This window comes from Acidovorax soli (assembly GCF_014207955.1).
GTDB classification, from domain to species: domain Bacteria; phylum Pseudomonadota; class Gammaproteobacteria; order Burkholderiales; family Burkholderiaceae_C; genus Acidovorax; species Acidovorax soli_A.
Window position 1 is genome coordinate 149,177 of record NZ_JACHLK010000014.1, and the last position, 23,409, is coordinate 172,585.

22 protein-coding genes are annotated in these 23,409 nt (G+C 67.8%); 6 read left to right on the forward strand and 16 right to left on the reverse strand.

Annotated features, from left to right (window positions below):
• Window positions 1–2: 2 nt before the first annotated feature.
• The 6 genes from HNP48_RS27280 to HNP48_RS27305 form a co-directional block, all read right to left on the reverse strand.
• Window positions 3–818, reverse strand: a complete 816-nt coding sequence (locus HNP48_RS27280) for an iron ABC transporter permease (protein ID WP_184863137.1) — start codon at window positions 816–818, stop codon at window positions 3–5.
• A gap of 9 nt (window positions 819–827) precedes the next feature.
• On the reverse strand, window positions 828–1,841 hold the full coding sequence (locus tag HNP48_RS27285; protein ID WP_184863139.1) for an ABC transporter substrate-binding protein: 1,014 nt from the start codon (window positions 1,839–1,841) through the stop codon (window positions 828–830).
• A gap of 38 nt (window positions 1,842–1,879) precedes the next feature.
• Window positions 1,880–2,872 carry a LacI family DNA-binding transcriptional regulator gene (locus tag HNP48_RS27290; RefSeq protein ID WP_184863141.1) on the reverse strand — a complete coding sequence of 331 codons (993 nt, stop codon included), beginning with the start codon at window positions 2,870–2,872 and terminating at the stop codon, window positions 1,880–1,882.
• Window positions 2,873–3,006: 134 nt separating this feature from the next.
• Window positions 3,007–3,513, reverse strand: a complete 507-nt coding sequence (gene lspA / locus HNP48_RS27295; protein WP_184863143.1) for a signal peptidase II — start codon at window positions 3,511–3,513, stop codon at window positions 3,007–3,009.
• Window positions 3,513–6,371 (reverse strand): isoleucine--tRNA ligase, encoded by a 2,859-nt coding sequence (gene ileS / locus HNP48_RS27300; RefSeq protein ID WP_184863145.1) that lies wholly within the window; start codon window positions 6,369–6,371, stop codon window positions 3,513–3,515. Before ileS ends, lspA begins: the two co-directional genes overlap by 1 nt.
• A 114-nt stretch (window positions 6,372–6,485) precedes the next feature.
• A complete protein-coding gene (locus tag HNP48_RS27305; protein ID WP_184863147.1) occupies window positions 6,486–7,538 on the reverse strand; it encodes a bifunctional riboflavin kinase/FAD synthetase in 1,053 nt (350 codons plus the stop codon).
• Window positions 7,539–7,707: 169 nt separating this feature from the next.
• Between HNP48_RS27305 and HNP48_RS27310 the strand changes: the two genes are divergently transcribed.
• Window positions 7,708–8,265 carry an HNH endonuclease gene (locus HNP48_RS27310; protein ID WP_184863149.1) on the forward strand — a complete coding sequence of 186 codons (558 nt, stop codon included), beginning with the start codon at window positions 7,708–7,710 and terminating at the stop codon, window positions 8,263–8,265.
• 420 nt (window positions 8,266–8,685) lie between these two features.
• Here the strand turns inward: HNP48_RS27310 and HNP48_RS27315 are convergent, their stop codons facing one another.
• From HNP48_RS27315 to HNP48_RS27330, 4 genes are all read right to left on the reverse strand, one after another.
• Complete coding sequence (locus HNP48_RS27315) at window positions 8,686–10,083, reverse strand: alpha/beta fold hydrolase (protein ID WP_184863152.1); 1,398 nt, start codon at window positions 10,081–10,083, stop codon at window positions 8,686–8,688.
• A gap of 79 nt (window positions 10,084–10,162) precedes the next feature.
• On the reverse strand, window positions 10,163–11,278 hold the full coding sequence (locus tag HNP48_RS27320; protein WP_184863154.1) for an acyl-CoA dehydrogenase family protein: 1,116 nt from the start codon (window positions 11,276–11,278) through the stop codon (window positions 10,163–10,165).
• 12 nt (window positions 11,279–11,290) lie between these two features.
• Entirely contained in the window at window positions 11,291–12,472 is a 1,182-nt protein-coding gene (locus tag HNP48_RS27325) for an acyl-CoA dehydrogenase family protein (protein WP_184863155.1), read from the reverse strand.
• A gap of 46 nt (window positions 12,473–12,518) precedes the next feature.
• A complete protein-coding gene (locus HNP48_RS27330; protein WP_184863158.1) occupies window positions 12,519–13,217 on the reverse strand; it encodes a YceH family protein in 699 nt (232 codons plus the stop codon).
• A gap of 24 nt (window positions 13,218–13,241) precedes the next feature.
• On the opposite strand from HNP48_RS27330, the gene purN reads away from it, so the two are divergent.
• The gene (gene purN, locus HNP48_RS27335) at window positions 13,242–13,826 is read left to right on the forward strand and encodes a phosphoribosylglycinamide formyltransferase (RefSeq protein ID WP_184863160.1); all 585 of its coding nucleotides are present in this window, start codon (window positions 13,242–13,244) and stop codon (window positions 13,824–13,826) included.
• A gap of 13 nt (window positions 13,827–13,839) precedes the next feature.
• Here purN and HNP48_RS27340 read toward each other — a convergent pair whose 3' ends face one another.
• The 3 genes from HNP48_RS27340 to HNP48_RS27350 all read right to left on the reverse strand — a co-directional run bounded on the left by HNP48_RS27340 (window position 13,840) and on the right by HNP48_RS27350 (window position 15,990).
• A complete protein-coding gene (locus HNP48_RS27340; protein WP_184863162.1) occupies window positions 13,840–14,394 on the reverse strand; it encodes a hypothetical protein in 555 nt (184 codons plus the stop codon).
• Window positions 14,395–14,552: 158 nt separating this feature from the next.
• Window positions 14,553–15,512, reverse strand: a complete 960-nt coding sequence (xopAW, locus tag HNP48_RS27345; RefSeq protein ID WP_184863164.1) for an EF-hand domain-containing protein — start codon at window positions 15,510–15,512, stop codon at window positions 14,553–14,555.
• Between the two features lie 205 nt (window positions 15,513–15,717).
• Window positions 15,718–15,990: a DUF1653 domain-containing protein gene (locus tag HNP48_RS27350; protein ID WP_184863166.1), complete on the reverse strand. Its 273-nt coding sequence runs from the start codon at window positions 15,988–15,990 to the stop codon at window positions 15,718–15,720.
• Between the two features lie 45 nt (window positions 15,991–16,035).
• Between HNP48_RS27350 and HNP48_RS27355 the strand changes: the two genes are divergently transcribed.
• From HNP48_RS27355 to HNP48_RS27365, 3 genes are all read left to right on the forward strand, one after another.
• On the forward strand, window positions 16,036–17,892 hold the full coding sequence (locus tag HNP48_RS27355; protein ID WP_184863168.1) for a M48 family metallopeptidase: 1,857 nt from the start codon (window positions 16,036–16,038) through the stop codon (window positions 17,890–17,892).
• A gap of 61 nt (window positions 17,893–17,953) precedes the next feature.
• Window positions 17,954–19,225 (forward strand): RsmB/NOP family class I SAM-dependent RNA methyltransferase, encoded by a 1,272-nt coding sequence (locus HNP48_RS27360; protein ID WP_184863170.1) that lies wholly within the window; start codon window positions 17,954–17,956, stop codon window positions 19,223–19,225.
• A 333-nt stretch (window positions 19,226–19,558) separates the two neighbouring features.
• On the forward strand, window positions 19,559–20,773 hold the full coding sequence (locus tag HNP48_RS27365; RefSeq protein WP_184863172.1) for a fatty acid desaturase: 1,215 nt from the start codon (window positions 19,559–19,561) through the stop codon (window positions 20,771–20,773).
• On the opposite strand, the gene HNP48_RS27370 is transcribed toward HNP48_RS27365, so the two are convergent.
• Window positions 20,748–21,173, reverse strand: a complete 426-nt coding sequence (locus HNP48_RS27370; RefSeq protein WP_184863174.1) for a hypothetical protein — start codon at window positions 21,171–21,173, stop codon at window positions 20,748–20,750. The two genes, HNP48_RS27365 and HNP48_RS27370, sit on opposite strands and share 26 nt — an antisense overlap.
• Before the next feature lie 153 nt (window positions 21,174–21,326).
• On the opposite strand from HNP48_RS27370, the gene HNP48_RS27375 reads away from it, so the two are divergent.
• The gene (locus HNP48_RS27375) at window positions 21,327–22,820 is read left to right on the forward strand and encodes a PLP-dependent aminotransferase family protein (protein WP_184863176.1); all 1,494 of its coding nucleotides are present in this window, start codon (window positions 21,327–21,329) and stop codon (window positions 22,818–22,820) included.
• A 66-nt stretch (window positions 22,821–22,886) separates the two neighbouring features.
• On the opposite strand, the gene rpmG is transcribed toward HNP48_RS27375, so the two are convergent.
• Together rpmG and rpmB are read right to left on the reverse strand one after the other, a co-directional pair.
• A complete protein-coding gene (gene rpmG / locus HNP48_RS27380) occupies window positions 22,887–23,057 on the reverse strand; it encodes a 50S ribosomal protein L33 (RefSeq protein WP_007859760.1) in 171 nt (56 codons plus the stop codon).
• Between the two features lie 11 nt (window positions 23,058–23,068).
• Entirely contained in the window at window positions 23,069–23,302 is a 234-nt protein-coding gene (gene rpmB / locus HNP48_RS27385; protein ID WP_007859763.1) for a 50S ribosomal protein L28, read from the reverse strand.
• Between the last annotated feature and the right edge of the window lie 107 nt (window positions 23,303–23,409).

Sequence of the window (23,409 nt, forward strand, 5' to 3'; positions counted from 1 at the left end):
CGTCAGAAAGCCGCGGTGCCGGATGCGCGGCGCGCCGCCCAGAGCGCCAGCCAGGTGATCAGCCCCAGCGTGATCGACAGGCTGGCGGCCAGCGCGAAGTTGGCGTAGTTGGTGAACTCGTTGTAGATGGTGATGGGCAGCACCTCGAACTTGCTGGCCAGGGTGAAGGCCGTGCCGAAGGCCCCCATGGCGGTGGCGAAGACGATGGCGCCGCAGCCCAGCGTGGTGGCGGCCAGCTCGGGCAGCCACACATCGCGCGCCACGCGCCAGCGCGAGGCACCGAGCGACCGGGCGGCTTCTTCCAGCGCCGCATCCATGGCACCCGCCGCAGCGGTGTAGGTGGCGATGGCGCGCGGCAGCGAGAAGTACAGGTAGGCCAAAAACAGGCCGGTGAGCCCGTAGGCAAAGGTGGTGCGGCCCAGGCCCAGGGCATCCGAGAGGTCGGCCACCAGCCCTTGGCGCCCACCCAGCAAGATCATGAAGAAGCCCACGATCACGCCGGGGAAGGACAGCGGCAGCGTGAGCAGCGACAGCAGCAGCTGGCGCCCGCGAAAGCGCTGGCGCGCCAGCGTGATGCCCACCAGCGCGCCCAGCACCAGCGTGGCCAGGGTGACCATGAGCGACAGGCCCAGGGTCTGCAGCAGGCTGTGCAGGTAGCGGGTGTGGGTGAGTACCGCGAAGTACGTGGCCCAGCCCTTGCCGGCCGGCAGGGCCAGCAGCAGGGCCACGGGCAGCAGCCAGAAGGCAGCGAAGAAGGCCACGGCCGGCGCTGCGCAGGCCAGCAGCAGCGCGTGGGAGGGAGCGAAGCCGTGGCGCATGGCGTGTGCTTACTTGACTTCCGCGAGGTAGCGGTCCGAGAAGCCCTTTTGTACCGCCGCCATGCGGCCGTAGTCCACCGTCTTGGCGCGGGCATAGTCGCTGGCCGGCAGGAAGCGTGCCTGCACGTCCTTGGGCATGGCGCTGGCGCGCACGGGGCGCAGGTAGGCGTTGGCCCACAGGGCCTGGCCTTCGTCGGAGAGCACGAAGTCCAGCACTTTCTTTCCATCGGCCGCGTGGGGCGCGTTGGCCACCAGGCCCATCACGTAGGGCACGACCAGCGTGCCTTCGGCGGGGATCACGAACTGCACGTTGGCCTTGTCCTTGTACTTGGCGCGGTAGGCGTTGAAGTCGTAGTCCAGCAGGATCGCGATCTCACCCGAGAGCACGCGCGCATACGAGGTCTGCTTGGGCACGATGGGCTCGTTCTTCTGCAGGGCCTTGAAGTAGTCGATGCCGGGGCCGAAGTTCTCCAGCGTTCCGCCGCGCGCCTGGTTGGCCGCCACGGCGCCCACATAGCCTACGAAGGCCGAGGCCGGGTCCAGGTAGCCGATGAGGCCCTTGTAGTCGGGCTTGAGCAGGTCGGCCCAGGACTGCGGCACGGGCTTGCCCTTGAGCGCGTCCACATTGACCATGAAGCCGAGCGTGCCCGAGTGGATGGTGAACCAGTGGCCGGCCGGGTCCTTGAGTCCGTCGGGGATGTCCTTCCATGCCGCTGGCTGGTAGGGGGCCACCAGGCCGTCCTTGTGCGCCTGGATGGCGAAGGTCACGCCCAGGTAGGTCACGTCGGCCACGGGGCTGGCCTTCTCGGCGGCCAGTTGCGCCAGCGACTGGCCGGAGTTCTTGTTGTCCGGCGGCACGGTGACGCCGGTTCTGGCCTTGATGGCCTTGATCTGGCTGCCCCAGTCGGCCCACTCGGGCGGGCAGTTGTAGCAGATGGCCGTCTGGGCCATGGCCGTGCCGGTGGCCGCCAGGCCGAAGGCGAGCGCGGTGGCGCGCAGGAAGTGGGTGAGCGGGAAGGTCATCGGGAACTCCTGTGGACGAAGGTGGTGGGGATAGGGGATCAGGCGGATGCGCAGGATTCGCCGGTGCGAAAGTGGTGGGGCAGGGTCAGCCCGGCATCGGGCGCCAGCGGTGCGCCGCTGGCCATGGCCTGCACCAGCAACTGCACGCTGCAGCGGCCGATGTCGGCATTGGGCTGGGCCACGGTGCTCAGCATGGGGGTGAGGTCTTCGCCCAGCGCGATGCCGTCGAAGCCCGCCACGCTCAGGTCGCGCGGCACGGCCAGCCCGGCCAGGTGGGCGGCGCGGATGCTGCGAATGGCCAGCAGGTCGTTGGAACAGACCAGTGCCGTGGGCCGCCCGGGCCGCTGCAGCAGGGCGGTGACATCCTGCACGGCGGTCTCCACGAAGGGCACTTCGAGCACTGGCGCATCGGCCAGGCCGGCCGCGGCCATGCCGCGCTGGAACCCGCGCCAGCGCTGCTGGGCCCGGTCGGAGGCGGCAAACTGCCCGCTGACCATGGTGATGCGCCGGTGCCCGAGCGCTGCCAGGTGCGCCACCAGTTCGGCCACGGCCTGCTCGCCATCTACCGAGACGCAGGGGTGCTCCGGGTGCCGGTTGTAGGCCAGTACGTAAGGCAGGCCGGCTTCGGCCAGGCGCTGCAGCGCGCTCGACGTGGCAGGGTTGGAAACCACGAGGATCATGCCGTCGACATTGCCCGCCAGCAGCAGGTGCACGGCGCGATCCTCCTGCGCCAGTTGGTAGTCGGTGGCGAAGGGCAATATGGCGTAGCCGCCTGCGGCCGCAGCCTGGGCGATGCCCTGCAGGCATTCGGCAAACACCGGGTTGAGCAGGGTGGGCAGCACCACGCCGATGACGCGGCTGCGCTGGGTGCGCAGCGTGCGTGCGCTGGCGTTGGGCAGGTAGCCCAGGGCCTGGGCCACCTGCTCCACATGCGTGCGCGTGGCGGGCGTCACCTTGTCCGGCAGGTTGAAGACCCGCGACACGGTGGCGACCGAGACCCCTGCCTGGCGGGCCACGTCCTGGATGCTCATGGAACCTCGTTGCAATGTAAACGTTTACATTGGAGCGAAGCCGTGTGACGTGCGTGTGACCGGTGCCAAGGGTTGGCACCATGAAAAACGGCCCTCGAAAGGGCCGGTCAGGAATGCGGGAGTGGGGGGCGCCGCTACTTCGCCTTCTTCATCCGCAGCAGCTCGTCGAGCACCAGGCACACCGCACCCACGGTGATGGCCGAGTCCGCCAGGTTGAAGGCCGGGAAGTGGTAGCCGCGGGCATAGAAGTCCAGGAAGTCGACGACATAGCCGTGCATCATGCGGTCCACCACATTGCCCACGGCACCGCCCAGGATGCTGGAGAGCGCAAAGCAGAACAGCTTTTGCTCCGGGTGCGCGCGCAGCTGCCAGACGATGAAGATGGTTGCGGCCACGCCGATGCCGGTGAAAGCCCAGCGTTGCCAGCCCCCAGCATCGGCCAGGAAGGAGAAGGCCGCGCCCGTGTTGTGCGCACGCACGATGTTGAAGAAGCTGGTGATGGGGGTCGCATCACCCAGGCGGTAGGCGTCCAGGATCAGCGACTTGGTGACCTGGTCGGCGACCAGGATCACCAGGGCCCAGGCCAGCCAGGGCCACATGCGGCCCAGGGCCGAGGTGGAGGTGCCGCTTGCCGCTGCCATCACGCGTGCACGCGGCTTTCGCCGGCGCCGTACAGGTTGCTCGTGCAGCGCCCGCAGATCGTCGGATGGGCCGGGTCCTGGCCCACGTCGGCGCGGTAGTGCCAGCAGCGGTCGCACTTGGCATCGGTGCTGGGCGCCACGCTAATCTGCAGGGCATCGCCGGCTGCCAGCTCGACGGCCGAGGTGATGAACACGAAGCGCAGGTCGTCGCCCAGGCTGGCCAGCAGCGCGTGGTCCTCGGGCGCGGCCGTGAGCAGCAGATTGGCCTGCAGCGACGAGCCCACCTGGCCGTCCGCGCGCAGCACCTCGATCTGCTTGTTCACCGCGTCGCGGATCTCGCGCAGGCGCGACCACTTGGCCAGCAGGCCCTCATCGGCGCCGGCGATGGAGCCGTAGGTTTCCACGAAGATGGATTCCGAGCTGCCGAACACCTTCCACGCCTCTTCGGCCGTGAACGAGAGGAACGGTGCCATCCAGCGCAGCATGGCGTGCGTGATCTGGTAGAGCGCGGTCTGTGCGCTGCGGCGCGCCAGGCTCTTGGGCGCCGTGGTGTACAGGCGGTCCTTGAGCACATCGAGGTAGAAGCCGCCCAGGTCTTCCGAGCAGTACAGCTGCAGCTTGGCCACCACGGGGTGGAACTCGTAGACCTTGTAGTGCGCGAGCACCGTGGCCTGGAACTCGGCCGCGCGCGTGAGCGCGTAGCGGTCGATCTCCAGCATCTGTTCGAACGGCACGGTATCGGTGGCCGGGTCGAAGTCGCTCACATTGGCCAGCAGGAAGCGCAGCGTGTTGCGGATGCGGCGGTAGGCGTCCACCACGCGTGCGAGGATCTTCTCGTCGCCCGCGATGTCGCCCGAGTAGTCGCTCGCAGCCACCCACAGGCGGATGATCTCGGCGCCCAGTTTCTTGTTGATCTCCTGCGGATCGATGCCGTTGCCCAGCGACTTGCTCATCTTGCGGCCCTGGCTGTCCACGGTGAAGCCGTGGGTCAGCAGGCCGCGGTAGGGCGCGCGGCCTTCCAGCGCGCTGGCCAGCAGCAGCGAGCTGTGGAACCAGCCGCGGTGCTGGTCATGGCCTTCCAGGTACAGGTCGGCCTCGGGACCGGTGTCGTGGTGCACATTGGGGTGCGTACCGCGCAGCACGTGGCTGAAGGTGGAGCCCGAGTCGAACCACACCTCCAGGATGTCGGTGCTCTTGGTGTAGTGCGGCGCATCGGCGGCGCCCAGGATTTCTTCCACCGTCACGCGGCTCCAGGCCTCGATGCCGCCCTTCTCCACGATGTCGGCGGCCTGGTCCATGATTTCCATGGTGCGCGGGTGCAGTTCGCCCGAATCCTTGTGCAGGAAGAAGGGGATGGGCACGCCCCAGCTGCGCTGGCGCGAGATGCACCAGTCGGGCCGGCCGGAGATCATGTCGTGCAGACGGGTCTTGCCGTTCTCGGGGTAGAAGCTGGTGTGCTCGATGGCGTCCAGCGCGATCTGGCGCAGCGTCTTGGCGGGCTTTTCACCGGCCTTGGTGAACACGCCTTCGCCTTCGTCCATGCGCACGAACCACTGCGCGGCCGCGCGGTAGATCACCGGCGTCTTGTGGCGCCAGCAGTGTGGGTAGCTGTGCGTGATGTCCTTGGTGGCCATCAGGCGGCCGGCATTGCGCAGCGCCTCGATGATGACGGGCACGGCCTTCCAGATGTGCTGGCCGCCGAACAGCGGGAAATCGGCCGCATAGGTGCCGTTGCCCTGCACGGGGTTCAGGATGTCCTCGAGCGCAAGGCCATGGGCGCGGCAGGAGTTGAAGTCTTCCAGGCCGTAGGCGGGCGAGGAGTGCACGATACCCGTGCCGTCGTCGGCCGTGGCGTAGTCGGCCAGGTACACGGGCGAGAGGCGGCGGTAGCCGGCATCGACGTCGTACAGCGGGTGCTCGAATTCCAGCCCGCCCAGGTTCTTGCCGGCCGTGGTGGCCAGCACCTGGCCGGTCGCGCCATAGCGCTCCAGGCACGAGGCCACGAGCGGCTCGGCCACGAGCAGCAGGCGTTCGCCGGCGTCCACCAGCGCGTAGCTGATCTCGGGGTTCAGGTTCAGCGCCTGGTTGGCAGGGATGGTCCAGGCGGTGGTGGTCCAGATCACCACGAAGGCGTCCTTGGCCAGGGCCGGCAGGCCGAAGGCGGCGGCCAGCTTGGCCGGCTCGTGCGCCTTGAAGGCCACGTCCAGCGTGGTGCTCTTCTTGTCGGCGTATTCGATCTCGAACTCGGCCAGCGAGCTGCCGCAGTCGAAGCACCAGTACACGGGCTTGAGGCCGCGGTAGACGAAGCCGCGCTCCATCACGCGCTTGAATGCACGGATCTCGCCCGCCTCGTTGGCGAAGTTCATGGTCTTGTAGGGGTTGTCCCATTCACCCAGCACACCCAGGCGCTGGAAGTCGGCCATCTGCTGGGCGATCTGCTCCGTGGCGTAGGCGCGGCTCTTGGCCTGCATGTCGTCGCGGCTCAGGTTGCGGCCGTGCTTCTTCTCGATGGCGTTTTCGATCGGCAGGCCATGGCAGTCCCAGCCGGGCACGTACAGCGCGTCGAAGCCTTCGAGCTGGCGCGCCTTGGTGATCATGTCCTTCAGGATCTTGTTGACCGCGTGGCCCATGTGGATCTGGCCGTTGGCGTAGGGTGGGCCGTCGTGCAGGATGAACTTGGGCGCACCGCAGCGCGCGTCGCGCAGGCGCTTGTACAGGCCCTTGTCATCCCATTCCTTGACCCAGCCCGGCTCGCGCTTGGGCAGGTCGCCGCGCATCGGGAAGGGGGTGTCGGGCAGGTTCAGGGTGCTGCGGTAATCCGGTGCGGTGGATTCGGTGGTACTGGCGTTGTCGGACATGGGGAAGCCTTAAAACGGGGCATTCCGGGGCAGGCCCGGAGCAAATGCGGGAAGCAACAAGGGGGTGTGGGAAGGAATCCGGCCTGCAGGGCAGGCGCTGCGCAGGCAGCCCCCTCAAATTCGGTCGCGCGTGGTCTGGCGCCGGGTCTCGGTGTGGTTGGTGGGGGCGTGGGCCGACGCGAAGTAGGCGCGCGCATCCGCACAGTCCTTGGCAATGCCCGTCGTCAGGGCATCCAGACCGTCGTACTTGAGCTCGTCGTGCAGTTTGTGCAGCAGTTCCACCCGGACGATTTTACCGTACGCCCCTTCGACCCCCAGTTCGGCGGGCCATTGCAGGCAATGGGTCTCCAGCAGCACCCGGCCGCCATTGACGTCATCGGGGTCCAGCGAAGGGCGCACCCCCAGGTTGGCCACGCCCTGCAGCGGGGTTTCGCAAAGGCCATGCACCAGCACGGCAAAGATGCCGCTGGCGGCGGGTTTCCAGTGCGCAAAGCGCAGGTTCAGCGTGCGAAAGCCGTCACCCGCCCCCTCGGCCGTGGCGCCCAGTTCGCGCCCGAGCTTGCGGCCGTGCACCACATGGCCCGATATGGCGTAGGGTCGGCCCAGCAGCCGCGCGGCGGCTTCCATGTCGCCCTGGCCCAGGGCCTGGCGCACGGCCGAACTCGACACGCGCAGGCCGTGCACTTCGTAGCTGTTCATGCGCGCCACGTCGAAGCCCTGGGCCTGGCCCGTGGCGTCGAGCAGGGCGTAGTCGCCCGCGCGCTGGGCGCCGAAGCGGAAATCATCGCCCACCAGCACATAGCGCGCGCCCAGGCCCCGGATCAGCACTTCGTCGATGAAGGCCTGGGGCGACTGGGCAGCCAGCCGCGCGTCGAAGGGCAGCACCACTGTCTGCTGCACGCCACAGCGTGCCAGCTCGGTGAGTTTGTCGCGCAGGGTGCCCACGCGCGCGGGTGCCAGCTCGGGCTTGTGCAGGGCCCCGGCAAAGTAGTCGCGCGGGTGGGGCTCGAAGGTCAGCACGCAGCTCTCCACCCCGCGGTGGGCGGCTTCGCTGTTGAGCAGCGCCAGCATGGCCTGGTGGCCGCGGTGCACGCCATCGAAGTTGCCGATGGTCAGCGCGCAGGCGGGGGCGATGCCGGGGTGGTGGAATCCGCGGAAGATCTTCATTGATTTGTTATCTTTTTGATAGCAGCTTGGGCATATGGGTAAAGCACCGTACGCCAATCTGTCATGAAAACAGAGTATATTGTGTACCACGGGCCCCGCTGAAGAGCCGGGTTCGCGAGACATCCGCGTTCCGATTCCTTGTGTTCATTCTTGTTCCAGGAGGCGTGTTTTGAAGGTCTTGAAGCTGTCAGCCCAGGGGTTGCCCCAGTCGTGGATATCGCTGGAGCAGGCGGTCACCCATTACGCCGCCGGCGAAGTGCGCTGGGAGTCCGGCGGCGAGGTTGCGCTGTTCCGCGGCGGCCACAACGCCGTCACGGGCGAGCAGTCGCTGATCGCGGTCAACAGCATCATCGGCACCAAGGGCGTGCCCAGCATCAACCCCTTTGACCTCAAGCCGGGCCTCACCAACAGCAAGCTTTTCATCCGCGACCGCAATGTGTGCGCCTACTGTGGTGGCCACTTCCACGAAGACAACCTCACGCGCGAACACATCGTGCCCTTTGCCCGCAATGGGCAGGACCACTGGATGAACGTGGTCACCGCCTGCCGTCCCTGCAACCACCGCAAGGGCCCACGCACCCCCGAGCAGGCGCACATGCCGCTGCTCTACGCCCCCTACGTGCCCAGCCTCTGGGAAGATTTCATCCTGCGCAACCGCCGCATCCTCGCCGATCAAATGGAATTTTTGATGGCCCACGTCCCCAAATCCTCTCGTCTGCTGGCTTAGTTGGCGGAGCGGCCAATACGACCCCGCTGGCGTCGTTGCTCCGTCTTGCCGTACGAGGGCCTGCCAATCCTCTTTGAGGGGATCGCGTTGCTCGGCCTGGGGGCTGGATGCAAGGCGCCTGTGCGCAGCAAGGTAGGAACCTTGCAAGCGCGGGCAACGCCGCAGACGGCCCCCAGGCCGGACAACCCGAAGGGAAGGCTCTTGCCAGCGCGCCACTCGTCGTTGCGCTCCTTGCGTGTGCAAGGGCACACGCTGCGTCGCGCGCCTAGATTGGCACGCCGGCAAGGGCCTTCGCGACCCCGAAAAGAGGATTGGCAGGCCCTCAGTACTGTCTGCGACGAAACGCCTAGCCATAAGGGCCGTCTTGACCACTCTTGGTGGAGCGCTGAGAAATGCGGATACCTGCCAGCGCCCAATTCTTCAATACGTCAGTTCCAGAAACACCAGATGGCCATCGGCCGCTGGCCAGGTCTGTCCCACCACGCGCTCGCCGTTGAACTGCGCGGCCACGCTGCGCTGGGGGCCTTCGGGCTTGATCTTGGCCGAGGCCACGCCGGCACCGGCGGGCACGCCTGCGGGCGGGGCGCCGTCCAGCAGCATCTGGTCGCGTGCCGGGTCCAGATAGCCGCGCGGGCGGGTCATGCTGACCACGCTGGGGGCGGCCTTGTCGGCGTCGGCGATGCGTTCGGCGCGCAGGTGCACGATGGAACTGCTGCGCGGAAAGCCGCTGCGGTAGATGTGGGTGGTGGCGTAGCCTGGGGCGCTGATGGCGAATTCCAGCGGTGCGCCGGTGGGCACGACCAGCGGACCCCACTGGCCGTCGGCCGCCACCGTGGTGCGCAGCAGGGCGTTGCCGGTGCGGGCACCGGTGGCCGGGTCGGTGGCATACACCTCCAGCTGGGCGCCGGGCAGGGGCAGGTTGTTGCTGAAGTTGCCGGTCTTGGCGTCGAGCGGGTCCACGCCCAGGCCCGTGACCTTGCCCGACAGGGCGACGCGCGGCTCGTTGGCGATGGCGGTGGCGGCCGGCGCCTTGCCCGTGATGAACTGGTAGGCCGCCGCAAAAGCAGCGGGCGAGAACGAGGTCTCGCGGTGGTCGATGCGCGGGATCACCACATTGGTGGCGCCCTTGAGCTCGGGGCCGGCCGCCGTGACGTTCGTGGCCATGCCCTTCTGGCCGATCCACAGGCCATCGGGCTGGGCGAACTTGTCGTTGTTGTCCGAGCGCACGGTCATCCAGCGCACGGGGCCGGTGACTTCATCGCCTGCGGCGTTCTTGGGTGCGTTCAGGCCTTTGAGGAAGGGGCCCGTGCCCGCGAATTCATTGCCTTCGCGAAAGCCCGGGATCGCCCAGACGCCGTGGTTGGGCGTGCCGCCCAGAATGGCATGGCCCACGGTCTGCTCGCCACCACCGTTCAGGACGTAGTTGCGGATGGCATTGCCGCCGCGCGAGTTGCCGATCAGCACCACTTTGGCCGCGCCCGTGGCTTGGCGCACCTTGTCCACTTCTGCCTTCAGGTAGGCCATGTGCTCGGCCGTCGAGGTGCGCCCGGCCTGGGGCTTGGTGTCGTCGTCGCGGTTCAGGGGGTAGGGCAGGTCAATGGCATGCAGGCGCTCGCGCGGCCAGCCGTTGGACTCAAAGCGCCACACCGTGGTCTGCCACAGCGCCGCTGTGTCGCCGTTGCCATGCACGAAGACAATGGGCGGGAAGCTGTCCTGCGAGGGCGCCTGGCTGGCGCAGCCTGCGAGGGCCAGCACCGCGGTGGCGGCAGCCACCAGGGCGGACCGGCGTGGCAGGGAAATCATCGTCTTCGTCGTCATCGTGTGCTTCTCCGGAAATGAAAAATGCCCGTGGACCGGCTGATCCACGAGCATGTCCTGCGGGTGTTACGCGCCTGCGTCAGGCAAACACGCCGGCCGTGTCCTGCATGCGGGCCGACACTTCGCCCAGGTGGTGCAGGGTGTCGCCAAACGCCATCTCCAGCTGCGTGAGCTTCTTGAAGTAGTGGCTGCCGATGTACTCGTCGGTCACGCCGATGCCGCCGTGCAGCTGCACCGACTGCTGGCCCACGAAGCGCATGGCCTGGCCCAGCTGCACCTTGGCGCGGGCCATGGCGGCGCGGCGTTCGGCCGCGGGGGCGCCCAGCTTGAGGCTGGCGTAGTAGCTCATCGAGCGGGCCAGTTCCAGCTGCATCTTCATGTCGGCCACGCGGTGGCGCAGGGCCTGGAAGCTCGAGATCAGCACGCCGAACTGCTTGCGCTGGTTCATGTACTCGACGGTGCCGGCCACGGTCTTGTCCAGCACGCCCACGGCCTCGGCGCAGGTGGCGGCGATGCCGGTGTCCACGGCCAGTTCCAGCGCGGCCAGGCCGTCGGCGGTGACCAGTGTGGCGGGCGCGTTGGCCAACACCACCTCGGCGGCGCGGCTACCGTCCTGGGTCACATAGCCCTTGGCGGTGACGCCATTGGCAGAGCGCTCCACCAGGAACAGCGCGATCTTGCCGTTCAGCTGGGCGGGCACGAGGAAGGCGTCGGCCTGGTCGCCCGCAGCGACCACGCTCTTGGTGCCGGTCACGCTGTGGCCGCCGGCGGCTGCCGTGGCCTTGGCATCGCACACATCCAGGCGGTAACGTGCCTTGCGCTCCTGCTGGGCCAGCACCACCAGGGCCTCGCCGCTGGCAATGCGCGGCAGCCAGGCGCCCTGCACCTCGGCGCTGCCGAACTGTGAGAGCACGGCACTCGCAATGAAGGCCTGCGCCAGGGGCTCCAGCACCATGCCGCGGCCCAATTCCTCGGCCACCACCATCGCATCGATGGCGCCCTGGCCCAGGCCGCCATGGGCCTCGGGCACGGTCAGGGCCGTCAGGCCCAGCTCGGCCAGCTCATTCCAGGCATCGCGCGAGAAGCCACCGGCCTCTACGGCCGCACGGCGGCGCTCGAAGCTGTAGCCCTTGTCCACCCACTTGCGCACGGCATCGCGCAGCTGTTCCTGGTCGTCGGAAAAATCGAAATCCATGGTCTTGTCTCCTTAGCCCAGAACGGTCTGCGCCACGATGTTGCGCTGCACTTCGTTCGAGCCGCCGTAGATGGTGGTCTTGCGCAGGTTGAAGTAGGTCGATGCCAGGGGCGCGTTGGCCACCTCGCCGCCGGGGAAATCGCCCTGCCAGCCGGCTTCCATGGCCTCCTCGATGAAGGGCAGGGCGAAGGGGCCCGCGGCCAGCATCATCAGCTCGGCATAGCGCTGCTGGATCTCGCTGCCGCGGATCTTGAGCAGGCCCGCGATGTCCAGGGAGTTCTTGCCCGACTTCTCGGCCGAGAGCACGCGCAGCACCAGCATTTCCAGCGCCACGATGTCCACTTCGAGCAGGGCGACCTGGTCACGAAAACGCGTGTCTTCCCACAGGCCTTCGGCCTTGGCGATGCGCTTGAGGCGCTCCAGCTCGCGCTTGCTGCGGTTCACGTCGGCGATGTTGGTGCGCTCGTGGCTCAAGAGGTGCTTGGCATAGGTCCAGCCCTTGTTCTCTTCGCCGATCAGGTTCTCGGCCGGCACTTCGACGTTGTCGAAGAACACCTCGTTGACCTCGCACTCGCCATCGAGCAGCTTGATCGGGCGCACGGTCACGCCGGGCGACTTCATGTCCAGCAGCAGGAAGGAGATGCCGGTCTGCGGCTTGCCCTCGGTGCTGGTGCGCACCAGGTTGAACATCCAGTCGCCGTGCTGGCCCAGCGTGGTCCAGGTCTTCTGGCCGTTGACGATGTACTTGTCGCCCACGCGCTCGGCGCGCGTCTTGACCGAGGCCAGGTCTGAGCCCGAGCCCGGCTCGCTGTAGCCCTGGCTCCACCAGACTTCACCGCTGGCGATGCCGGGCAGAAAGCGCTTTTGCTGTTCGGCATTGCCGAAGGCCATGATCACCGGGGCCACCATCACGGGGCCGAAGGGGATGATGCGCGGTGCGCCGGCCAGAGCGCACTCTTCCTCGAACAGGTGCTTTTGCACGGCCGTCCAGCCGGGGCCGCCGAATTCCTTGGGCCAGCCGAAGCCGAGCCAGCCCTTCTTGCCCAGGATCTTGGCCCAGCCCTGCATGTCGTCACGGGTCAGGCGCAGGGCGTTGTGCACCTTGTGGGAAATTTCGGGGGGCAGATTGCTGCGGACCCACGCGCGAACTTCGTCGCGGAAGGCCTGCTCTTCGGGGGTGAATGCGAGGTCCATACGGCTTGTCTCCTGAGAAGTCCTGTTTGTAGCACGGTCGTTCGTTTTATTCCTGTCCGGGTGGCGACATCGGGGCCGTGGGCGGTGCCATGCCCAGCTCGGCGCACAGCCGCTCCACCGTGGCCTGCAGGCCGGCCACCTGGGCCTCCAGCGCAGCCACCCGGGCCTGCAGCGCCGAGGGCGCCCCGCCTCCCGTGGCGGCGGAGACCGTCGGTGCGGTGGTGTCCACAGGACCGCACAGCAGGTGCGCCCAGCGCTGCTCGCGCGCGCCCGGTGCGCGGGGCAGCAGCACGACCAGCGGCCCGCCCTTCTCGGCGCTGCGCTCCTGCAGTTCGTCGAGGAAGGCTTCTACCGAGGAGATGTCGGCAAAGCGGTACCAGCGCTCGGCGTTGATGCGCAGCTCGCCTGCGGTCTGCGGGCCGCGCAGCATCAACAGGCCCAGCAGCACGGCCGACTGCTCGGGCACGCCCACGCCGCGCTGGAAGTTGTGCTCCCAGCGCGTGGTGCGGTTGCCGCTGGTCTCGAAGGCCAGCGTCTGCTGGCGCAGGGAGTCAAGGGCCTCCTGGGCCTCGGCCTCGCTCAGGTTCATCACCGGGTCGCGGCTGGTCTTCTGGTTGCAGCCGGTGACCAGGCCGTTGAGCGACATGGGGTAGCTGTCGGGCACGGTGCGGGCCTTCTCCATCAGGGTGGCGAGCACGCGGGCCTCGTTCGCGGTCAGGGGGCGGTTGGCGGGGTCGAAGGGCATGGCTGGGATAATCCGTGGCAATTTATGAAGAACATCGTGATTTTGATCTCCGGCAGCGGTTCCAACATGGCTGCCATCGTGCGCACCGCGCAGCAGGAAGACTGGGCCCGGCGCCATGGTGCGCGCGTGGCCGCCGTGCTGAGCAACAAGGCCGATGCCGCCGGGCTGGCGTTTGCGCGCGCCGAAGGCATTGCCACCGAGGCGCTGAGCCACAAGGCCTTCGACAGCCGCGAGGCATTCGACACCGCGTTGGCGCAGGCCATCGACCGGTACCAGCCCAGCCTGGTGGTGCTGGCCGGTTTCATGCGCATTCTGACGCCAGGTTTCGTGGCGCGCTATGCCGGCCGGCTGATCAACATCCATCCCTCGCTCTTGCCCGCTTTCACGGGGCTGAACACCCACCAGCGGGCCATCGACGCCGGTTGCAAGGTCGCCGGGGTCACCGTGCACCAGGTCACCGATGAGCTCGACGTGGGCCCCATCCTCGACCAGGCGGCGGTTCCCGTGCTGCCGGGTGATACGGCCGAGACGCTCGCCGCCCGTGTGCAGGCGCAGGAGCATGTGATCTACCCGCGGGCCGTGCGGGCCTTCATCACGGCGCTGGCATAGCGCGCCTTCCCGGCTACAGGGTACGCACCAGTTGGGCCTCGCTGCTGTCCAGCAGGTCCTGGGCCAGCGCGGTCTGGTGAGAATCAGTGGCGTGTGCCACGACCACCCATTGGCGCTTGCGCAGCGCGGAGCGCACCCGGCGGATGACCCAGAGGCGGTCCGGGCGCAGGGCTGCCATGGCCCCCAGCATGAGGCCGAAGGTGGTGCCAAAGCCCACGATGGCCATGAAGGCCAGCAGAGGGCTGTTGAGAACCGCCGGTTCGCTGGTGGCGATCAGGTAGCCAAAGGCCAGCAGGCCCAGCATGGCACCGAGCATGCCGGCCACGGCGTGCGTGACCAGCAGGGTGGTGACCGGGCCGCGGGGCTCCGGTTCCAGGGCCTCGCTGAGCAGGTCCCGGGCGCGCAGCCCGGCGTGCTGGGGCCCGAGCAGCCGGACCTGCCCCCGCCGCATGCCCGGCAGCCGCAGCAGGCGGCGCACGGCGATGTCCGCTTCTGCCTCACGGGCAAACAGCCCGACGACCTTGGTCAGCGATTTTTCTTCCCCCAGTCCTTGCAGCAGATAGTCCATGGCGTGCTCCGTGGTGCCCCTGGCCGGGACTGGCGGGGCAGCCCCGGGACGTGTGGATCATGGTTTTCACGATAGCCCGGACCGTAGGCCTGGGCTGTAGGACGTCGTGGCGTGCCGGCGCAAGTGCCGGCCCTGCACACCAGCCTGCATCGATGCCGTCAGGCCAGTGCGCTCAGCGTGCTGCCCGATGGCGATCCGGTGCTAGCAGCAGCCTCGTACCGGCTGCGCGCCAACTGGGCCAGTTGCCCCAGGTCCATCGTCGGCCCGCTGTCCTGCGCCGGGTTGCTGGCCGCGCCGCCGAACTGGCGGGTCAGCTGCGCGATGAAGGACTGCGCCTCGTCGCTGCTGATGCTGCTGTCGCCATCGGTGTCGATGGTCTTGAACAGCGCCGTGATCGCATCGGCCTGCGCTGCGCCGGCTGCCTGTTCCGAGGCAGAGACCACGCCATCCTCATTGGTATCCAGCGGGTCGTACGTCGTGCCGCTGCTGGCCGAGGTGCCGCCCGGGCCGCCGGGGCCTCCCGGGGGCGGCGGGGGCATGCCGCCCACCGCGCCGCCAGCGGGCCCGCCCGAGGGGCGGCCGGCATCGAATTCCGCTTGCGAGAGGCTGCCATCGCCGTCGGCGTCGAGCTGGCTGAACAGTTCATCGCTGTCCACCCCGGTCTTGCTGGCGGTGCCGCCGGACATCTTTTCCAGCAAGGCTTGCAGCTCGGTCTGGCTCACACCGCCGTCGCCATCGGTGTCCACCTTGCCGAACAGGTCGTCCCCGGCCTGGCCTGCGCTCCCTGCTCCCTCGCTGCGCGACTGCGCAAAGGCCATGGTCGAGGGGGGCGGGGGCAGGATGCTTTGCATCGTCTTGCCCAGCTCATCGGCATTGAGGCTGCCGTCACCGTCGCTGTCGTACTGCTTGACCAGGTCGGCGGCGCTGGCCTGGCCGTCCACGCCGGTTTTCTGGGCCACATCGTCCAGCAGGCCCTGCAGCTCGGCCTCGTTCACACCGCCGCTGCCGTCGGCGTCCATCTTGGCCAGCAGCCGCTCCGGCGAGGGGCCCGGGCGTTGCGCCCGCTGCATGCTCGCACTGGACCAGGCACTGCTGACGCTGCTTGTGATGCTCGTCATCGTCGTTCCTTCCATGGGTTGCGGGCTGCAGCCTGTGTTCCCCGAAACGGCGAGCATGCCGGCAGCGGCCCGCATCCCATTCTTGGAAGTGCCGGTCACGGCGGTTTGTACGGTTTGTGTCCGTGCGGACACAATGGCACTGGCGGTGGCGTGAACTGGCAGGTGTTTACCGTTCAATTCAGCGCTTTGCCCGGCCGGGGCGGATTCAGCGGGCGCCCGGGGCCGGTGGCGCCACCTCGTCGTCGGCGCATTTCTCGAAGCGCGGGCGCAGGCGGCCCTCGATCAGCACGTCTTCGGCGAACATGGCCGCCGGCCGGACCCAGAGGCCGCGCTGGCCGTAGAGTGCACGGTACAGCGTCATGGGCTCCAGGGTCTCGCTGTGGCGCACGGTGTCGATCACCTCGTAGAGCATGCCCTTGTAGTGGCGGTAGAGGCCGGGCGGGGTGGGGGTGAAAGAGGGCAGGTCATCGTCGGTCATTTAGTATGTCGGTCAGCAAAGAACAGGGTTGAGGGGAAAATTCCAGTGGATCAGGCAGATTTTGTGCACCTGGTGCGCATGAGCGAGCACGACAGCGCCGACAACAGCCGCCGCTACCGGCTCGGCGTGGCGGCTTTCGCCGCGCTCGGCTATGCCTGGGTGCTCGGCTGCCTGGCGCTGGGGGCGGGGCTGCTCGCCTGGGTCATTCCGCAACTGCTGTATGGCCGCTTCCGGCTGGCGCTGGTGGTGGCCCTCGTGGGCTCGGCGGGCCTGGTGTGGGTGAGCATACGCGCCCTCTGGGTGCGGGTGGACGAGCCCAAGGGCATGGAGATCACCGCGCTGGAGGCGCCCGAGCTGTTCGAGGCCCTGGAGCGCATGCGCCGCAAGATCAAGGGCCCGCCCATCCACCATGTCTATCTGAACGATGAGTTCAACGCCAGCATCCAGCAACTGCCGCGCTATGGGCTGCTGGGCGGGGCGGTGAACTACCTGACCATCGGCCTGCCCCTGCTGCTGGCGCTGGACCGGCCGCGCTTCCTGGCCGTGCTGGCGCACGAGTACGGCCACCTGCGGGGCGACCATGGCCGGTTTGCGGCCTGGATCTACCGCACCCGGCTGTCCTGGATGCGCCTGAACAGCAGCCTGGAGGACGACGAGGGCGCTGTGGCCGTGGCCACCCAGGCCTTCATGCGCTGGTATTTCCCCCGTTTCGTGGCCAAGACCTTCGCGCTGGCGCGCCAGGATGAGTACGAAGCCGACCGCATCGCCGGCAAGCTGCTGGGGCGCGATGTCACCGCGGCAGCGCTGATCGAGATCGAGGTGCGCGGCGAATGGCTGAACGACAATTTCTGGGGCGGCCACTGGAGCGAGGCTGCCGGCAACCCCTTGCCCGTGGGGCCCTACCGGGCCATGCGCAAGCGCCTGGCCGAGGTGCCGGAAGCCACCTTTGCCAACGACGCGTTGCGCCAGGCGCTCAAGCGCATCAGCAATGTGGACGATACCCATCCCGGCCTGCGCGATCGCCTCGAAGCGCTGGACGCCGTGCCCACCCTGCCGGCAGAGTGGTCGCGTGGTGGCGCCCTGGCTTTGCTGGGCTCCGAAGCCAAGCGCTGGGTGGCGCATTTCGACAAGCAGTGGTGCCGCGACAATGCCGGTGAGTGGAAGCGCCACCATGGCTGGCTGGGCCGGGTGCGTGACCGTGCCCAGACCCTGCAGGCCCGCATGGCGCAGGCGAGCGCCGCCGAGCTGGTGGAACTGGCCCGGCTGCAACGCCACCTGGACCCCCGCGCCGAGGTGCGCGGCCTGTACGAAACGGCGCTGGAACGCAGTACCGACCACCCGGGTGCGTTGCGGGGCCTGGTGCAATGCCTGCCGGCCGACGACCGCGACGGCAAGATGCTGCTGCTGCACCGGCTGTGGGAGGCCGGCAGCAGCGACCGCTACTGGACGGCACGCACGGCGCTGGCCGAGCTGGAGACGCCACGCCTGGGCTACGACCACGACGCCGCGGCCTTCAAGCAGTGGCGCAAGCGCCTGGAGCGCGCGCAGGAGTCCGAGGAGCGCGCCTGGGAGGAACTGTCGGGCACTTCCTTCTTCAGCCAGACCACGCGCCACGACCTGAGCCCCTTCGAGCTCGAGGAATTGCAGGCCGAGCTGGTGCGCTACAGCGACGTGGAGCGCTGCTGGCTGGTGCGCAAGAACCTGCGCGAGCACCCCCAGCGCCGCGCCTACCTGGTCTTCGTGGACCTGCCCGACATGGACGATGGCAGCCGCTACCAGCTGTGCCGTGCCCTGGAGCGCCAGCTCAGCCTGCCCGGGCCGGCCCTGGTGCTGTGGGCCGGTGAATCGCCCACGCTCAAGGAAATCCAGCGCTCGGCGTTCGACCCCGTATTCACACGTTGAAAGGGGCCGGCGAAAGCCGAAATCAAGGGTTTGTGGGCCAGAGTGGGACAATGGAGGGGATATGCATCCCAAAGTTCTTCTCGACGCCTGCGCTGAACTCGTCAGGCTGACCCTTACCTTCGAACACCCCGCCGATGCGGTGGTGTCGCGCTTTTTCCGTGACAACCGGGGCCTGGGGCCGCGCGAACGCGCCACGCTGGCCGAGACGGTCTACACCGTGCTGCGCAAGAAGCTGTTGTTCGACCACATGGCTCCGTCGGGCTCGGGCCCCAAGGAGCGGCGCCTGGCCATCCTGGGCTTCCATGGCCCGCGCGATTTCCTCAAGGGGGCGCTGAACGAGCAGGAGAAAAAGTGGCTCGACCAGTGCGATGCCGTCACGGTCGATGACCTCATGGAGCGCCACCGCCACAACCTGCCCGAATGGCTGGTCCAGCCCCTCAAGGAACAACTGGGCACGGGTTTCTGGCCGCTGGTGGAAAGCCTGTCGAATGCCGCACCGCTGGATTTGCGCGTCAATGCCCTGCAGGACAAGCGCGCCGATGTGCAAAAGGAACTGGCCAAGGCCGGGATCCCGGCCGTGCCCACGCCGTACTCGCCCTGGGGCCTGCGCATCGACGGCAAGCCCGCACTGGCCAAGCTCGACGCCTTCACCCGAGGGGCCGTGGAGGTGCAGGACGAAGGTTCGCAACTGCTGTCCCTGTTGCTCGACGCCAAGCGCGGCGAGATGGTGGTCGACTTCTGCGCGGGAGCGGGCGGCAAGACGCTGGCCATCGGCGCCACCATGCGCAACACCGGGCGGCTGTATGCCTTCGACGTCTCGGGCCACCGCCTGGACGCCTTGAAGCCCCGGCTGGCGCGCAGCGGCCTGTCCAACGTGCACCCTGCCGCCATTGCCCACGAGCGCGATGAGCGCGTCAAGCGCCTGGCCGGCAAGATCGACCGCGTGCTGGTCGATGCGCCCTGCTCGGGCCTCGGAACCCTGCGCCGCAACCCCGACCTCAAGTGGCGCCAGTCCCCCAAAGCCGTCGAGGAGCTGACTGCCAAGCAGACGGCGATCCTGGCCAGCGCCGCGCGGCTGCTCAAGTCCGGTGGCCGGCTCGTGTATGCGACCTGCAGCATCCTGCGGCAGGAGAACGAGGCGATCGCCGAGGCGTTCACTGCGGCCCACCCCGATTTCGTGCCCCTGGATGCGGGTGAGACCCTGGCCCAGCTCAAGGTCGAGGGCGCTGAAAAATTGTGCAGTGGCGGAGCTTCGGGCACTGGCTATCTGCGCCTGTGGCCCCATCTGCACCAGACGGACGGCTTCTTCGCGGCCGTCTGGGTGAAAAAATAGGCACCCCCTGAGTCGCTTCGCGCCTTCACCCCTCTCTCGACTCGCTGCGCGAGTCGGGAGGGGGACGCCCCCGGTGCGGCGGGGCGGCCCTTGCACGGGGGCACTGGTATAGGGCGCGCCCGTTTCAGTCAGTGTCAACAGTCGGTGGCTTTGTGACCTTGTTTTTGTCTTCTGGTATGGCGATTGCATGGAGCCTTGTCGCGCAAGCGACGCAGAGGCTATTTCACCGTGGATACTGTGGATAACCTCTAATCCAAAACAGGGGCCGCCCTTTAAAATTCGGGTGCCTGCCACCGCTGGTGGCCGGGTATTTTGCACAAGGTTTTTCTCACTATGTTGTTACCCGATTGGGTTGTTCTGAACGCGGCCATCGACTGGCTGGGCCACGGGCTGTGGAATATCGCCTGGTGGGAGATCGTGCTCTACACCCTGGCGACGACCCACGTCACGATTGCGGCCGTCACCATCTTCCTGCACCGCTCGCAGGCCCACCGGTCGGTGGATCTGCATGCGATTCCTTCGCATTTCTTCCGCTTCTGGCTGTGGGTCGGTACCGGCATGCTGACCAAGGAATGGGTCGCCATCCACCGCAAGCACCACGCCAAGTGCGAGACTGCCGATGATCCGCACAGCCCGCAGACGCGCGGCCTCGATACCGTGATGTGGCGCGGCGCCGAGTTGTACCGCGCCGAGGCGAAGAACGCCGAGACGCTCAAGAAATTCGGCCACGGCACGCCCGACGACTGGGTGGAACGCAACGTCTATTCCCGTTTCCCCTGGCAGGGCGTGGGCCTGATGCTCGTGCTTGACCTGGCGCTGTTCGGCGCCATCGGTGCAGCCGTCTGGGCCGTGCAGATGCTCTGGATCCCGTTCTGGGCAGCGGGCGTGGTCAACGGCGTGGGCCACTACTGGGGCTACCGCAACTTCGAGGCGACGGACGCCAGCACCAACCTCTCGCCCTGGGGCGTGATCATCGGTGGCGAAGAGCTGCACAACAACCACCATACCTACCCCACCTCGGCCAAGTTCTCGGTCAAGCCCTATGAGTTCGACATCGGCTGGGTCTACATCAGCCTGATGAAGAAGGTGGGCTGGGCCACCGTGAAGAAAGTGCCGCCCAAGCTGCTGCGCGGCGACGTCAAGCCCGTGGCCGACGAGAAGACGCTGGAAGCGCTGATCGCCAACCGCTACGAGGTCATGGCCGGCTACGCCCGCGGCGTGCGCCAGGCCTGCAAGGAAGAGATTGCTGCCCTGCAGGCGCGCCAGGCCGATGCCTCGGTGCTCAAGGCCGCCAAGCGCTGGCTGCACCGCGACGCCGAGAAGGTGCCCGCCAACGCCCAGTCCCAACTGGCCCAGGCGCGTGCGGCCCATCCGGCCCTGGACAAGATGGTCACCATGCGCGAAGAGCTGCGCCAGATGTGGCTCAACACCACGCAGTCGCGCGAACAGCTCACGGCCGACCTGCAGGCCTGGTGCCGCCGTGCCGAAGAGAGTGGCATCGCCGCGCTGCGCGACTTCTCGATCAGCCTGCGGGCTGCGCGCGCCTGACGAAGCGCTTTCTCAGGCCGAGCCAAAGCCGCTGCAGGGCCCCGCGCCCCGGGCGGCTTTTTTCATGCGCGCGCATGCTGGGCGGCTCCGCGTCCCTGCCGACGGGGCACACGCTCAGTTCGAGCCTGGCGGGTGCTCCCTCGGCCTCGATGCCGATCCAGGCGCCCTGCGGGTTGCGCCATGCGGCATGGGGGTGCAGGCGGTAAGGGGTCGCCAGGGCCGTGGAGCGCAGCAGGGCCGTACCCGAAAGGCTGCGCAGCTCGCTGCCGGCGTCCAGCCAGACCAGGCGGCTCTGGCCTGCTTCCAGGGCCAGTGGCTGCGCGCTACCTGCAGGTTGGAGAAGGCCGGCGAGGGGTGGGCTGCCGGCCGCGGGGGTGGGGGTGGGGTGGTGCTGTTTCATGCCTCCAGCGTAGAGGCGGCGCCTGCTTCGCAACAGGCACAGAAACCGGACGGAAGAAGCGGAGCAGGCCAGGGATTTGTGCCCTGTTCCGGTTGTTTTTGGGCCGGCCTGTATCTGTTCTGGTGATCGATTTCGGAGCATCATCGGCTCGCCATGTCTGTACCTTCTGAAGAGCACCTCCCCCTGTACCGCCAGCTGGCCGACCACTACCAGCAGGCCGTGGCCCAGGGCGCGCTGCCGCCGGGCGCGCGCATGCCCTCGGTGCGTGAGCTGATGCAGCGCCATGGCGTGAGCCTGTCGACCGCGCTGCAGGCGCTGCGCACCCTGGAGGAGCAGGGCAGTGTGCAGGCGCGCCCCCGTGTCGGCTATTTCGTGCAGGACCACCGGGTCCACCTGCTCGGCCACAGCAGCGAGCCCGATCCCCGTTGCCCGGTACAGCAGATCGACGGGGCCCAGTTTGCGGGCATCAACGAGCGCATCTCGCTGTGGTTGGAGCAGGGGCGGCGCGCGCAGGTGCGCGTGGACCTGGGGGCTGCCATGCCTGCGCCCGAGCTGTTCGACCACCTCACCCTGAACCGCATTGGCGCCGCACTGCTGCGCGAGTTTCCCGATGTGCTGGTGCTGGGCAACTCGCGGCCGGGCACGCATCCGCTGTTCCAGGCCGCCATGGCGCGCCAGGCGCTGGAGGTGGGTGTGAGCGTGGCACCGCAGGAGGTGATGGCCACGCTGGGCAACTCCGATGCGGTGAATCTGGCGCTTGCGGCGGTGACCGAGCGTGGCGACGTGGTGGCCGTGGAGTCGCCCACCTTCTATGGCGTGCTGCAGGCTGTCGAGACGCAGAACCTGCGTGCGCTGGAGATTCCCAGCAGTTCGCGCACCGGCATCTCGCTCGAGGCCCTGGAGCTGGCAGTGCAAAACGAACCGCGCCTGCGGGCCGTGGTGGTGGTGCCGCATTTGCAGATGCCCAACGGCGCGCTCATGCCCGACAGCCACAAGGAGCGGCTGGTGGCGTTCTGCCGCCGCCACGACCTGGCACTGATCGAGGACGACATCTACCGCGAGCTGGTCGATGCGCCCGTGCTGCAGCGCCCGCTCAAGGCCTGGGACGAGACGGGGCAGGTGATCTACTGTGTGTCCTTCAACAAGACCTTGGCGCCGGGCCTGCGCCAGGGCTGGATGAATGGCGGGCGCTGGCACGAGCGCATCCAGATCCTCAAGTTCGCCCGCACCCGCAACATGCAGGTCTGGGCCCAGTTGCTGGCGGCCCGCACCGTGGGCACGCCGGCGCACGAGCGCCACCTGCGCCGCTTTCGCGGTGCCCTCAGGCTGCAGCGCGAGCGCAGCGTGCAGATGGTGGCGCGGCATTTTCCGCAGGGCACACGCCTGTCGGTGCCGCCGGGCGGTTTGAGCCTGTGGATCGAGCTGCCTGCGGGCGTGTCTTCCATGGTGCTGTTCGAGCAGGCGCTGGCCCTGGGGATCCGCGTGGCGCCGGGCCCCATCTTCTCGAACTCGGGGCGTTACGAGGGCTTTCTGCGCCTGAGCTGCGGCCTGCCCTTCTCGCCCGAGGTGGAGTGGGCCTATGGCGAGCTCGGGCGCCTGCTGCACGGGCAGGTCCGCGCATTGCCGGCACAGCGCCAGGCGGCTTGAAAGCAAGCAAGAAAAAAGCCGCCAGGCGCGGGGCCGGGCGGCTTTTTTCGGGGGAACCGGGCTGAATTACTTCAGCTTGATTTCCTTGTATTCCACATGCTTGCGTGCCTTGGGATCAAACTTCATGATCAGCATCTTTTCGGGCATGGTCTTCTTGTTCTTGGTCGTCGTGTAGAAGTGGCCGGTACCCGCAGTGGATTCCAGCTTGATCTTGTCGCGTCCGCCTTTGCTTGCCATGGTGTTTCTCCTTAAGCCTGGCCACGTGCGCGCAGGTCTGCGAGCACCGAGTCAATACCGTTCTTGTCGATCAAACGCAGGGCAGCGCTCGAAACGCGCAGGCGAACCCAGCGGTTTTCGGTCTCGACCCAGAAACGGCGGTATTGCAGGTTCGGCAGGAACCGGCGCTTGGTTTTGTTGTTGGCGTGGGAAACGTTGTTCCCGACCATGGGCTTCTTGCCCGTTACGTCGCAGACGCGTGCCATGAGGACACTCCGATACTGTTCAACGGCCGTTCGCCCGGTGCCCCAGGGGGATCTCCCAAGGGCTGGCTTGCGGCCTCACCTCGCCAGAAAGGGTGGCGGTAACCCCG